The sequence below is a fragment of the Pseudorhodoferax sp. Leaf265 genome (assembly GCF_001422365.1).
Classification (GTDB): Bacteria; Pseudomonadota; Gammaproteobacteria; order Burkholderiales; family Burkholderiaceae_C; genus Pseudorhodoferax.
This window is the reverse complement of sequence record NZ_LMMT01000023.1, coordinates 180,948-193,488: the sequence shown is the minus strand read 5'-3', so window position 1 is coordinate 193,488 and position 12,541 is coordinate 180,948. Positions and strand designations below refer to the sequence as shown.

Annotated in this window: 12 protein-coding genes; 4 read left to right on the top strand and 8 right to left on the bottom strand. The window is 69.8% G+C overall.

The window, feature by feature from the left end:
- Positions 1 to 44: 44 nt before the first annotated feature.
- Positions 45 to 1,784, top strand: coding sequence for a bifunctional diguanylate cyclase/phosphodiesterase (locus ASF45_RS19460; RefSeq protein WP_056666378.1), 1,740 nt, complete (start codon positions 45 to 47; stop codon positions 1,782 to 1,784).
- 8 nt (positions 1,785 to 1,792) lie between these two features.
- On the opposite strand, the gene ASF45_RS19455 is transcribed toward ASF45_RS19460, so the two are convergent.
- From ASF45_RS19455 to ASF45_RS35465, 3 genes are read right to left on the bottom strand one after another with little or no spacing between them, the layout of a single operon-like run.
- Entirely contained in the window at positions 1,793 to 2,581 is a 789-nt protein-coding gene (locus tag ASF45_RS19455) for a glucose 1-dehydrogenase (RefSeq protein ID WP_056666370.1), read from the bottom strand.
- Positions 2,582 to 2,595: 14 nt separating this feature from the next.
- A complete protein-coding gene (locus ASF45_RS19450; protein WP_056666368.1) occupies positions 2,596 to 3,096 on the bottom strand; it encodes a gluconokinase in 501 nt (166 codons plus the stop codon).
- 42 nt (positions 3,097 to 3,138) lie between these two features.
- Positions 3,139 to 3,333, bottom strand: a complete 195-nt coding sequence (locus ASF45_RS35465; RefSeq protein WP_156473097.1) for a hypothetical protein — start codon at positions 3,331 to 3,333, stop codon at positions 3,139 to 3,141.
- On the opposite strand from ASF45_RS35465, the gene ASF45_RS19445 reads away from it, so the two are divergent.
- Together ASF45_RS19445 and ASF45_RS19440 are read left to right on the top strand one after the other, a co-directional pair.
- Positions 3,332 to 5,386: a TonB-dependent receptor domain-containing protein gene (locus tag ASF45_RS19445; protein ID WP_056666365.1), complete on the top strand. Its 2,055-nt coding sequence runs from the start codon at positions 3,332 to 3,334 to the stop codon at positions 5,384 to 5,386. The two genes, ASF45_RS35465 and ASF45_RS19445, sit on opposite strands and share 2 nt — an antisense overlap.
- Positions 5,386 to 6,672 (top strand): class I SAM-dependent methyltransferase, encoded by a 1,287-nt coding sequence (locus ASF45_RS19440; RefSeq protein ID WP_056666362.1) that lies wholly within the window; start codon positions 5,386 to 5,388, stop codon positions 6,670 to 6,672. Before ASF45_RS19445 ends, ASF45_RS19440 begins: the two co-directional genes overlap by 1 nt.
- 15 nt (positions 6,673 to 6,687) lie before the next feature.
- Here ASF45_RS19440 and ASF45_RS19435 read toward each other — a convergent pair whose 3' ends face one another.
- From ASF45_RS19435 to pobA, 5 genes are all read right to left on the bottom strand, one after another.
- Positions 6,688 to 8,025: an ATP-binding protein gene (locus ASF45_RS19435; protein ID WP_235580973.1), complete on the bottom strand. Its 1,338-nt coding sequence runs from the start codon at positions 8,023 to 8,025 to the stop codon at positions 6,688 to 6,690.
- On the bottom strand, positions 8,022 to 8,789 hold the full coding sequence (locus ASF45_RS19430; protein WP_082551136.1) for a response regulator: 768 nt from the start codon (positions 8,787 to 8,789) through the stop codon (positions 8,022 to 8,024). The genes ASF45_RS19435 and ASF45_RS19430 overlap by 4 nt, the downstream gene beginning before the upstream one ends.
- A gap of 67 nt (positions 8,790 to 8,856) precedes the next feature.
- Complete coding sequence (locus ASF45_RS19425; RefSeq protein ID WP_056666359.1) at positions 8,857 to 10,044, bottom strand: ABC transporter substrate-binding protein; 1,188 nt, start codon at positions 10,042 to 10,044, stop codon at positions 8,857 to 8,859.
- 90 nt (positions 10,045 to 10,134) lie between these two features.
- Positions 10,135 to 10,353 carry a hypothetical protein gene (locus ASF45_RS19420; RefSeq protein WP_056666354.1) on the bottom strand — a complete coding sequence of 73 codons (219 nt, stop codon included), beginning with the start codon at positions 10,351 to 10,353 and terminating at the stop codon, positions 10,135 to 10,137.
- 45 nt (positions 10,354 to 10,398) lie between these two features.
- On the bottom strand, positions 10,399 to 11,577 hold the full coding sequence (pobA, locus tag ASF45_RS19415; RefSeq protein ID WP_056666351.1) for a 4-hydroxybenzoate 3-monooxygenase: 1,179 nt from the start codon (positions 11,575 to 11,577) through the stop codon (positions 10,399 to 10,401).
- Positions 11,578 to 11,721: 144 nt separating this feature from the next.
- On the opposite strand from pobA, the gene ASF45_RS19410 reads away from it, so the two are divergent.
- Positions 11,722 to 12,480 carry an IclR family transcriptional regulator C-terminal domain-containing protein gene (locus tag ASF45_RS19410; protein ID WP_056666349.1) on the top strand — a complete coding sequence of 253 codons (759 nt, stop codon included), beginning with the start codon at positions 11,722 to 11,724 and terminating at the stop codon, positions 12,478 to 12,480.
- Positions 12,481 to 12,541 lie beyond the last annotated feature (61 nt).

The following is a 12,541-nucleotide window of genomic DNA, read 5'->3' as shown; positions in this document are numbered from 1 at the left end:
GATCGCCGCTGCGCGCAGCATGCAGCGCCAGCTGCGCGAATTGCATGCGCGAGGTCAGCGAACTCAATGCCGCGCTGGACGCGCATGCCATCGTGGCCGTGACGGACGCGCGCGGCGTGATCCTTCGCGTCAACGACAAGTTCTGCGCCATCTCGGGCTACGCACGGGAGGAGCTCGTCGGCAGCACGCACCGCGTCATCCACTCAGGCAGGCATCCCGAGAGCTTCTTCGCCGAGATGTGGCGCTGCATCGCCGGCGGCCAGGTCTGGCATGGCGAGATCTGCAACCGGGCCAGGGACGGCGCGCTGTACTGGGTGTCCACCACCATCGTGCCCTTCCTGGACGCCGACGGCCGGCCCGAGCAGTACATCGCCATCCGCACCGACATCACCCAGCGCAAGCGGGCCGAGGAGGAGGCCCAGCGCATGGCCTTTTTCGACACGCTCACGGGCCTGCCCAACCGGCGCCTCATGCACGACCGGCTGGAGCAGCTGCTGGGCCGGACGCGCCGCCATGGCCTGCCCGGCGCGCTGGTGCTGATCGACCTGGACAACTTCAAGGAGGTCAACGACACGCTGGGCCACGGCCAGGGCGACGCCCTGCTGCGCCTGGTGGCGCAGCGCCTGCAGTCCTGCGTGCGCCGCAGCGACACCGTGGCGCGGCTCGGTGGCGACGAGTTCGTGCTGCTGCTCGGCGATCTGGGCGCCGACCTGTCCGCGGCCACGCTGCGCGCGGCCGACCTGGGCGAGAAGCTGCGCCGCATCCTGGAGCAGCCGTACTTCCTGGACGGCGACCGCGTGCACGCCGCGCTGAGCGCGGGCGTGGTGTTGCTGCAAGGGCGCGACGAGAGCGTGGACCAGGTGCTCAGCCAGGCCGACATGGCGCTCTACAAGGCCAAGGGCGCAGGCGGCAACCAGGTCTGCTTCTTCGATCCGGCGCTGCAGGCCGACGTGAATGCCCGCGCCGGCCTGCTGGCCGACCTGCGCCAGGCCCAGGCCCGCGGCGAACTGCGCCTGTACTTCCAGCCCATCGTGCAGGCCGATCGGCAGGTCGGCGGCTTCGAGGCGCTGTTGCGCTGGGTGCACCCGGTGCGTGGCCTGGTGTCGCCGGCCGACTTCATCCCGCTGGCCGAGCAGTCCGGCCTGATCCTGCCGATCGGCCAGTGGGTGCTGGACCAGGCCTGCGCCCAACTGGCGCGCTGGGCGCAGGGCCCGGCCACGCGCGGCTGGACGCTGGCCGTCAACGTGAGCGCACGCCAGTTCCGCGATGACGGCTTCGTGCCCAGCGTGCAGCGCGCGCTGGCCTGCAGCGGCGCCGACCCGCACCGGCTGCGGCTGGAGCTGACCGAGAGCATGCTGCACGCCGACCTGGACGCCACCATCGCCCGCATGGCGGCGCTGCGCCGGGTCGGCGTGCGCTTCGCGCTGGACGATTTCGGCACCGGCTACTCCTCGCTGAGCTACCTCAAGCGCCTGCCGCTGGACCAGCTCAAGATCGACAAGTCCTTCGTCGCCGAGATCACCACGGATCCGGACGACGCGGCCATCGCCCGCACCATCGTCTCGCTGGCCCGCAGCCTGCGGCTGCGCGTGGTGGCCGAGGGCGTGGAGACCGAGGGGCAGTTCGCGTTCCTGCGCCGCATCGGCTGCCATGGCTACCAGGGCTACCTGTTCGCTGCGCCGCAGCCGCTGCACGACGCGGTGCGCAGCGCCGGCGTGGCGCCCGGGGCGCTGCAGTCGCCGGACAGTTCGGCCACACCCTTGCGCGCCGCGCTGGCGCAGTGAGCAGGCCCTCAGAGCTGGGCTGTCACGCCGCCGTCCACGTACAGGATGTGGCCGTTGACGAAGCGTGAGGCATCGCTGGCCAGGAAAATCGCCGCGCCCGTCAGGTCCTCGAGTTCGCCCCAGCGCCTGGAAGGCGTGCGGCCGACCAGCCAGTCGGAGAACGCGGCATCGTCGACCAGCGCCTGGTTCAGTTCGGTCTTGAAGTAGCCTGGGCCCAGGCCGTTGACCTGGATGCCGTGGCGGCCCCAGTCGATGGCCATGCCCTTGGTCAGCATCTTCACCGCGCCCTTGCTGGCGGTGTAGGGCGCGATGCCGGGGCGGCCCAGCTCGCTCTGCACCGAGCAGACGTTGACGATCTTGCCGCGCCCGCGCGGGATCATGTGGCGCGCCACGGCCTGGCCGACCAGGAACACGCTGTCCACATTGGTTTTCATGATCTCGTGCCAGTGCGCCTGCTCGAACTGGTCGAGCGGGCCGCGGCGTTGCATGCCGGCGTTGTTGACGAGGATGTCGATGGCGCCGTGCTCGGCCTCGATGCGGTCGACGGCGGCGCGCACGGCCTCGCCCGCGGTCACGTCGAACGCGGCCGTCAGCACCTCCAGGCCCGCGTGCCGCAGCGCCTGCGCCGCCCGCTCGAGCTTGTCGGCGTTGCGCGCATTGAGCACCACGCGCGCACCGGCGCCGGCCAGGCCGCGCGCGAGCGCCAGGCCGATGCCGGTGCTGGAGCCGGTGACGAGGGCCAGGCGGCCCGTGAGGTCGAACTGCGCAAGCGCGGGGCGGGCGGTGCCGTGGGCCATGGGGTGCATCTCCTTCAGGGGTTGGGCGCCAGTTGCCGCAGCACGGCGTCGCGCTGGGCCTCGAGCGGCAGCAGGGCATCGACGCGGACCACGCCGGGCTCGCCGACGGGCGACTCCAGCGCCGCAAACTGGTTGGCCACCAGCTGGGCCGGAAAGAAGTGGCCCTGGCGCGCACCCACGCGGGCCTGGGCCTCGGCCTGGCTGATGTCGACGAAGACGAACTGCAGGCCGGGTACGTAGCTGCGCAGCAGGTCGCGGTAGCGGCGCTTCAAGGCCGAGCAGGTCAGCACCACGCTGGCCGCGTCGTCGTCGCGCACGCGCTGGCCGAGCTGTTCCAGCCAGGGCCAGCGGTCCTCGTCGGTCAGCGCGATGCCCTGCGCCATCTTGGCCAGGTTGGCCGGCGGGTGGTGGTCGTCGCCCTCGATCAATGGCCCGCCCAGCGCCTGCGCCAGCGCGGCGCCCAGCGAGGACTTGCCGCAACCCGACACCCCCATCACCACCAGCTTCATGGCCATCGCAGCCTCCTGTGGCACGGCGTCATATGCCGTGTCGTGCTGTCACAAGTTGACAAATTTTGCAGCATGCCGATGCATATCATTCTCAATTGGATGCGGTGGGAGTCCCCGCCAGCGCAGCGCGCCGAGCGCCTGCACATCCACCTTCTTCGCCGATTGTGCAGCCGGGCCGCCGGTCTGCCTGGGCGCAGCCGTGCCCGGCTGCCGGACGCTGTTTGTTGTTTCTGGAGAGTCCATGTCCACGTTCCGTTTTCCGCTCACGGCGACCGCCGTTGCCGCCGGCATGCTGCTGGCCCACCATGCCGCAGCCCAGACCGCTGAGAGCGTGGGCCAGCTCGACGCCATCACCGTGACGGCTGGCGGCTACGAGCAAAGCGTCAAGGACGCGCCGGCCTCGATCAGCGTGATCACCGCGGCCGAGATCGCCAAGAAGTCCTACACCGACGTCACCGACGTGCTCAAGAACATCCCCGGCGTGCACATCCAGGGCGGCGGCGTGGAGCAGTCCGTGATGATCCGCGGCATGAGCTCGGACTACACGCTGTTCCTCGTGGACGGCCGGCCGCAGCAGGACAACCAGGCCTTCGGGCTGAACGGCACCTCGACCGGCGCGCCCATCGCCTTCCTGCCGCCGCTGGACTCCATCGAGCGCATCGAAGTGATCCGCGGCCCGTCTTCCTCGCTGTACGGCTCGGACGCCATCGGCGGGGTGGTCAACATCATCACCAGGAAGGTGGTGAACGAATTCAGCGGCAGCGTCACCAGCGAATACATCCACCCCGGCGCGGGCAACGATGTGACCAATGCCGGCTGGACGAGCAGCGTGGCCCTGAACATGCCGATCAAGAAGGATGTGCTCTCGCTGCAACTGACCGGCGGATTCCGCCACCAGAAGGAAGCGGACTTCGTCGGCGGCGACGACAACACCGCGGCCGATCCCAAGTTCCGCAACCAGAACCTGGGTGCCAAGCTGGGCCTGCGGCTGGACGCGCAGAACACCTTCACGCTGGGCGGTGGCCGCACCACGCAGCAGCGCTGGCACAACCCGGGCAAGAGCCTTGCCGTGGACGACGCCGCCAGCTACAGCAAGGCCGTGCGCGACAACCTGTTCGTGACCCACGAAGGCCGCTACAAGGACATGCTGTGGGAAACCTACCTCAACTACGACACCTCGGAGAACCCCACGCGTGTCAACGCCACCACCGGCAACGGCATCGACTTCGACACCTTGAGCGCCAACACCCAGGCCACCTTCTTCCTGGGCAGGCACACGGTCACGGCCGGCGCCAACTACAAGCATGAGGAACTGCAGGACGGTTCGACCAACGGCCTGAATCTGCCCGGCATCGTGGTGCCCACCGACGTGGTGACCATGGAGCGCAAGCAGAAAGCCGTGTTCCTGGAAGACAACTGGCAGCTGACCGACGACCTGGCGCTGTTGCTGTCGGGCCGCTACGACCACAGCGACACCTACGGCGGCAAGTTCAGCCCCAAGGTCTACTCGGTCTACAACCTGACGCCGCAGCTGGCGCTCAAGGGCGGCCTGACCACGGGCTACAAGACGCCCGCACTGCGCTCGGCCGCCACGGACTTCGGCAGCACCTCCATGGGCGGCGTGATCATCGGCAACCCGGACCTCAAGCCCGAGACCACGCGCAACTTCGAGATCGGCCTGAACTACGGCAGCAAGCAGACCGGCCTGTCCGGCAGCCTCACGGTCTACAAGAGCAAGTTCAAGGACAAGCTGCTGCGCACCGGCCGCATCTGCGCGCAGAACGTGGTCTGCGAATGGGGCGGCGTGACCTACCCGGCGCACCCCTTCGGCTACACCACCATGACCAACGTGGACTCGGCCGAGCTGCAGGGCGTGGAGTGGACGCTGGACTGGAAGATCAACCGCGAGCTGACCTACCGCCACAGCTACACCTATGCGGAGTCGGAGCAGACCTCGGGCACCAACGCCGGCAAGCCGCTCAACGACATCCCCGAGCACATGTTCAACGTGGCGCTGGACTGGCGCGCTGCCGCCCAGTGGAACCTGTGGACGCAGCTGAACTACCGCGGCAAGACCTCGGGCCGGACCACCAACGCCAGCGGCTCGGCGACCAACGACGTGCGCTACCCGGCCTACACCTTCCTGGACCTGGGCGCGGTCTATGACGTCACCAAGGACGTGAAGCTGCGCTTCGGCGTCTACAACCTGACCAACAAGACCGTGACGCCCGAGGACGGCTTCGCCTACGTGCTGGATGGCCGGCGCTACAGCGTCGCCCTGAACGTGCGCTTCTGATGGCACAGCGGGCCGACGGCTACACCACCGATGTCGACTACCCGGCCTTCTTCTACAAGGAGATGCAGCCGGTGTGGCTGGCCTGCGTGGCGCGCCTGCTGGGGTTCGGCGCGCCCGATGTGGCGCGGCCCTTCCGCTACGGCGAGCTGGGCTGCGGCGTGGGCATCAACCTGCTGGTGGCGGCGGCCTGCCATCCGCAGGCCGCGTTCGTCGGCGTGGATGCCAACGAACGGCACCTGCGCACCGCGCGCGAGGCAGCGCAGGCGGCGGGCCTCACGAACATCACGTTCGTCCACGCCGGCTTCACCGAATTCGCCGCCAGCCGGCCCGCGCCCTTCGACTTCCTGGCCACGCACGGCGTGTGGTCCTGGATCGCGCCGCAGCACCGCGCCGGCCTGCTGGCCTGCGTGCAGGCGCAGCTGGCGCCTGGCGGCCTGTTCTACCTGCACTACATGTGCCACCCGGGCTCCACCGACTTGCAGGCGCTGCAGCATGTGCTGAACCTGTTTGCGCCGCATGTGCCGGGCGACTCGGCCCGGCAGCTGCAGATGGGCCTGAAGCTGCTGCGCCAGCTGGCCGAGCGCGGCATGTTCGCGGACCGGCCCGGCGTGCTGCGGCACCTCCAGGTGCTCCAAAACAAGGACCCGCACCACCTGGCCCACGAGTTCCTGACCGACCACTGGCAGCCCCAGCATGGCGTCGACGTGCACCGGCAGGTCGGCGCGCTGGGCCTGGACTACCTGGGCAACGCGGACGTGTTCAACAACCTGGACGTGGCGCTGTCCATCCCCGGGCAACTGCAGGCCGTGGTGCGGCAGACGCAGATCCCGGCCCTGGCCGAAACGCTCAAGGACATGGCGCGCAACAGCCACCAGCGCATGGACCTGTTCCAGCGCGGCGCCCGGCCGCTGGGGCAGGAGGCGCACACCGCGCAGCTGGGTGCCACGGTGTTCCAGGCCATGCCCGGTGCCCCGGCCAGCGGGCCGGTGGCGTTCACCACGCCCATCGGCCCGGTCGAGGTGCCGCAGGCGCTCGTCAGCGCGCTGCTGCAGCGGTTGGCGGCCGGTCCTGCCTCATTCGCCGAATTGGTGCAGCTGCCGGCCTTTGCGGGCCAGCCCGGGGCGCTGCTGCAGATCCTGCAGCTCCTGCTGATGCAGGAGCTGGTGCATCCGGCCCAGGCGGCACCGGACCCCGGCCGGGCGCAAGCGCTGACGCAATGGTTTGCGCACAAGGGCGTCGCCCTGCGCGTTCTGGAAAAGGCGGGGACGGCCGTCAGGATCGCCTGACGGCTTCTCTTCACATCAGGGCAAGCTGACCGTGGCGCGCAACCCGCCCTCGGGCCGGTTGGCCAGCGCCACCTCGCCGCCGTGGGCGCGCACGCAGGAGCGCGCGATCGACAGGCCCAGGCCCACACCGCCGCCCTGGTGGTTGCGGGCCGGGTCCAGCTGGAAGAAGGGCTCGAACACCTGTTCCAGCAGTCCAGGGTCCAGGCCCGGCCCCGCGTCGTCCACCGTGATGCGCACGCCACCCGCGGCCGCCAGGCCCAGGCGCGCCTGCCGGCCGTGGCGCACCGCGTTGTCCACGAGGTTGGCCACGGCGCGCTTGAGGCTCACGGGCCGGGCGCGGTAGGGCAGGGCCGGCCCGTCTTCCAACGCCACGTCGTGGCCCAGCGCGCGCTGCTCCTGCACCACCTGCTGCAGCAGTTCGCGCAGGTCGACCGCGCGCGTGGGCTCGCTGGCCGCGTCGTCCCGCGCGAAGTCCAGCGTCTGCTCCACCATCACGCGCATCTCGTCGAGCGTGCGCACCATGGCCGCGCGCTGTTCGGCGTCGTCCACGAGTTCGGCGCGCAGCCGCAGCGCCGTGATGGGCGTGCGGAAGTCGTGGCTCACGGCGGCCAGCAGCTGCGTGCGGTGGTCGATGAAGCGCGTGAGCTTGTCCTGCATGAGGTTGAACGCGGCCGAGACCTCGCGTGCCTCGCGCGGGCCGACCAGCGGCAGCGGCGCGATGCGCTCGCCGCGGCTCACGCGCTCGGCAGCATCGGCCAGCGCCTTGATCGGCCGCAGCATGCGCCAGACGAAGAACAGCACGATGGCCAGCACCGGCAGGGTGCTCGTGGGCAGCGAGAAGCGCAGCAGCCGCCACCACTGGTAGCCGGCCAGCGGCAGCTGGCGCGCATGCAGCCAGCGCCCGTCGGGCAGGCGCACGGCCGATTCCAGCGTCAGGATGGACCAGCCCAGCTCGACCTCGAAGGCCGCGAAGGCGCCGCCGGGCGGCACGTCCAGCACCACGCGGATGGCATCCGCCGGCACCTGGGGCAGCTTGGCGGCCAGCGCCTGCAGCATGCGCTCCTCCTCGGCCGAGGGCGGGTGGTCGTGCGCCACCGGCGGTTGCGCGTCGAGCCAGAAACGCCCGCTCGCGGTGCTGAGCGTGTCCAGCACCTCCTGGACATCCTCGGCATCGGTGAGCTGCAGCACGCGCCAGGTGATGGCCAGGCGCTCGAGCACGCGGTCGCGCGCCACCGGGTTGAGCACCTGGGCGTTGTACTGCAGCGCCACGATGGCCAGCACATGGGTGGCCAAGAGGCCCAGCAGCAGCAGGGCGGCGAGCTGGCCCGCCATGCTGCGCGGCCACAGCTTCATGCGCGTGCGCTGACGTTGGCGACGAAGATGTAGCCGTTGCCCCAGGCGGTCTTGATCAGCGCGGGCTTGCGCGGGTCGGCCTCGAGCTTCTGGCGCAGCCGGCTGATCTGCTTGTCGATGCTGCGGTCGAACACGCTCTGCTCGCCGCGCTGGGTCAGGTCGAGCAGGCGCTCGCGGCTCAGCACCTCGTTGGCGTGCTGCACCAGCACCAGCAGCAGCTGGAATTCCACCTCGCTGAGCGGCACGTCCTGGCCGGCCCGGTCGCGCAGTTCGCGCCGCGCCACGTCGAAGGTCCAGCCGTCGAAGACCAGGCAGCTGCTGCGCGCGGCCGGCAGCACAGTGCGCGCCTGGCGCCGCAGCACGGCGTGGATGCGGGCCAGCAACTCGCTGGGCTCGAAGGGCTTGACCACGTAGTCGTCGGCGCCGGTCTGCAGGCCGGCCACGCGGTCGCCCAGCGTGGCGCGCGCCGTCAGCAGGATGACGGGCAGGCCCAGCGCACCGCCGATGGTGCGGCACAGGTCCAGGCCGCTGGCGTCGGGCAGCATGATGTCGAGCACGACCAGGTCGACGGGGCTGCCCGCCAGCTGGGCGTGCATGGCGGCCGCGCTGCCGGCCGTGGCGACCTGCAGGCCGCAGCGGCGCAGGTAGGTGGCCAGCGGCACACGGATGTCCTCGTGGTCGTCGACCACGAGCACGCGCACCGGCGCCTCGGCCGGTGCCTGGCCGGCCGCAGCGTCGCCCGGCGTGCCGGCATGGTCGAACATCGTGCAGATCCCGTGACAATAAGAATGATTCTCATCATTTTACGGGGCATGCTGCTGTTCACCATTCCTAGACGAAAGCCCAGGTCTTTCCGTTGAAGCGCTGCAACTTCATGTACTCGACCACGCGGTAGTCGGTCGGGCTGGTACTGATCAGGCTGCCGGGCAGCAGCGCCGGGTTGCGCCAGTCCTTGAGGCTGGCGGCCTGACGCATGATGTTCTCGCGTGTGAGGTCGTCGCCGCACTGGCGCAGCACCTGCTCCAGCGTGAGCGCAATCGCCCAGCCCATGGTGTAGAGCGCGTCGTTGAGGTCGGCGTCGGGCTGGTACTTCTTCATCGTGGCGACGAAGGGCGCCAGGTCCGGGTCGTTCGCCCACTGCGGGTCGGTGATGTCCTTGATGAAGCCGGCCGTGCGCACGCGCGTGGCGTTGTCCAGGCCCGCGGGCGCCAATGTGGCGCTGACCGAGGCCGAGCCCAGGTGCAGGTAGATGTCGGGCTGCCAGCGCAGGTCGGCGGCCTTGCGGATGCTCTGGGCCGCATGGCGCGCGTAGGCGAACAGCATCAGCGTGTCCGCGCCCTTTTCCTTGATCGTGATGAGCTGCGAGTCCACCGTCGGGTCGGTGGCCTGGAAGCTCTGCGCCGAGACGATCTGCTTGGCCTTGTCGCCCAGGCCGTCCGTCAGGCCGGCCAGCAGCTCCTTGCCGAAGTCGTCGTCCTGGTAGAGCACGCCGATCTTCGCGTCCGGCCGCTCGGCGAGGATGCTGCGCGCGTAGAAGCGGGCCTCGGCCCGCAGCGTGGGCTGCCAGCCCATGGTCCAGGGAAACTGCTCTGGCTGGGCGAAGGTGTCCGAGCCGGCCGAGATGAACAGCTGCGGCACCTTCTTCTGGTTCAGGTAGCGGCGCGTGCCCACGTTCACGGATGTGCCCAGCACGCCGAAGATCAGCGCCACCTCGTCCTGTTCGACCAGCTTGCGCGTGAGCTCCACGGCCTTGGGCGGCGCGTAGCCGTCGTCCAGCGAGAGGAAGACGATCTTGCGGCCGTTGATGCCGCCGTTGTCGTTCAGGGACTTGAAGTGCGCGGCCTCGGCGCGGCCGAGTTGCGCATAGGCCGAGGCCGGGCCGCTGTAGGGCAGGGTCTGGCCGATGCGGATCTCGGTGTCGCTGGTGCCGGGGCCGTACTTCTTCGCCTGGGCCCGGCCCGCCAACGGTGCCGCGGCGAGCGCGAGCATCAGGGCGCGGCGCTGGATGGGGTGGTGCATGTCGTCTCCGTTGTTGTTGGGAGCGGCCACGGTAGTGACCGCTACCCGGAGACGGCATCGTCGGAAGCGACTATTTTTCGTCGCTCGCGCTCAGCTGGCGGCCGAGGCGCCGCTGCGCGTCCCGTGTCGCGTGGATACAGCGGGTACTGGCACATGGGCTTGGACGCGATCTCGGCGAACGGCGCCAGCGCGTTCTTGTTGGTTGGTGGCGTCCATCCATTGCGAGACCTGCAGCACGCGCTCGCGGAAGTTGGCGGGCTCGTAGGTCGGCGGGTCGAAGGCCGCGTTCTGCGCGATGAAGTCGCGCACATCGCCATTGCCGTAGCGCTAGACCTGGTTGAAGCCGTTGCCGGCTCACCACTCGGCCGGCAGGCCCACGTAGTTCTCGGCCAGCGCGGTCGAGGCCGCATGCGACTTCACGAGGTAGTCGAGCTCGGCCTCCTGGATCTTCTGGCCGAAGGCGCCGGTGTCGGGGAAGCGGTGCATGAGCGAGGTGAACCACCAGGAGAAGCGCTCGGCCTTCCAGACGCGGCGCAGGCAGGTGGCGGAGTAGTGGTCGATGCCGCTCGTGCTCTTGTCGGCATAGAACTCGCGTAGCGCATGCCAAAGGTAGCCCACGTCCGAGGCCGCCAGGTTCAGGCCCTTGGCGCCCGTGGGCGGCACGATGTGCGCCGCGTCACCGGCCAGGAACAGCCGGCCGAAGCGCATGGGCTCGGCCACGAAGCTGCGCAGCGGCGCGATGCTTTTCTCCAGCGAAGGGCCGGTGATGAGTTGCTCGGCGGCCTCGGGGTCGAGCCGGGCGCGCAGCTCGTTCCAAAAGGCCTCGTCGCTCCAGTCCTCGACCTTCTCGGTGAGCCTGCACTGCACGTAGTAGCGGCTGCGCGTGGCGCTGCGCTGGCTGCACAGCGCGAAGCCACGCTCGGTGTTGGCGTAGATCAGTTCGTGCGAGACCGGTGGCACATCGGCCAGGACGCCGAGCCAGCCGAAGGGATAGACCTTCTCGTACTCGGTGATGGCGCCAGCCGGCACGCTCTGGCGGCTGATGCCGTGGTAGCCGTCGCAACCGGCGATGAAGTCGCATTGCAGGGTCTTGCGTTGGCCGTCCTCTGTCCAGCTCACGCTGGGGCTGGTGCCGTCGAAGTCGTGCAACTGCACGTCGGCAGCCTGGTAGATGGTCGTGAGGCCGGCGGCGGCGCGCGCCTCCATGAGGTCGCGCGTGACCTCGGTCTGGCCGTACACCACCACGCGCTTGCCGCCGGACAGGCCATGCAGGTCGATGCGGTGGCGTTGGCCCTTGAACAGCAGTTCGATGCCGTCGTGCGGCAGGCCTTCGGCGCGCGCCCGCTGGTCCACGCCGGCAGCCGCCAGCAGGTCCATGGTGATCTGCTCCAGCACGCCGGCGCGGATGCGCCCCAGCACATAGTCGCCGCTCTGGCGCTCCAGGATCACGTTGGCGATGCCGGCCTGGTGCAGCAACTGGCCGAGCAGAAGGCCGGAAGGGCCGGCGCCGATGATGGCGACTTGGGTGCGCATGGGGTGTCTCCGCGGGTCTGAAAAGGGATGCCGCGAGCGTAGGGCGCCGGCGCGCCGCGTGGGATGGCCGGTGCGCGCTGTTGTGCGATCATCGGCCTGCCTGCGCGATGATCGCGCAGTTCTGCGGGATGTCGGAGGGATTGCATGACCATTGCCAAAGCAGACCTCATCGAAGGCATGGCCAAGGGCATGGCCGTGCTGGAGAGCTTCGACACCGAGCGCCAGCGGCTCAACGCCACGCTGGCGGCCCAGCGTGCCGGCATCACGCGCGCCGCAGCGCGGCGCCACCTGCTCACGCTGGCGCACCTGGGTTACCTGGAAACCGACGGCAGCTACTTCTGGCTGGCACCCAAGGTGCTGCGCTTTTCAGGCAGCTACCTGGCCTCGGCGCGGCTGCCGCGCGCGATCCAGCCCACGCTGAACCGGCTCGCGGCGCAGACGGGCGAATCCTTCTCGGCCGTGGTGCGCGATGGCGACGAGGTCGTCATCGTGGCGCGCAGCGGCACCTTGCGCATGCTGGCCTACGGCCTGCACCTGGGGGCGCGGCTGCCGCTGCATGCCACCTCCACGGGGCGGGTGCTGCTGGCGGCCGAGACACGCACCGCCTTCGCGGACTGGATGAAGGGCAGGGCGCTGGCCCGGCTGACTGTGCACACGGCCACGGACGCCAGGCGCTTTCGCGAACTCATCGCCGAGGTGCGCCGTCTCGACTACTGCGTGGCCATCGAAGAGCACGAGCTCGGCGTGCACGCGCTGGCCGTGCCGCTGCGCAACATGCAGGGCCGCACGGTGGCGGCGCTCAACGTGGTGGCTTCGCCCGCGCGCACCGGGCGCGAGGCCATGGAGCGCGAACTGCTGCCGGCCATGCTGGATGCGGCGCGTGAGCTGCGCGGGCTGTTGTAGCGCACAGCCCCTCGGCGTCACGCCGCTGTCACGCGCGGCCGGAAGAATGAAAACGTTTACA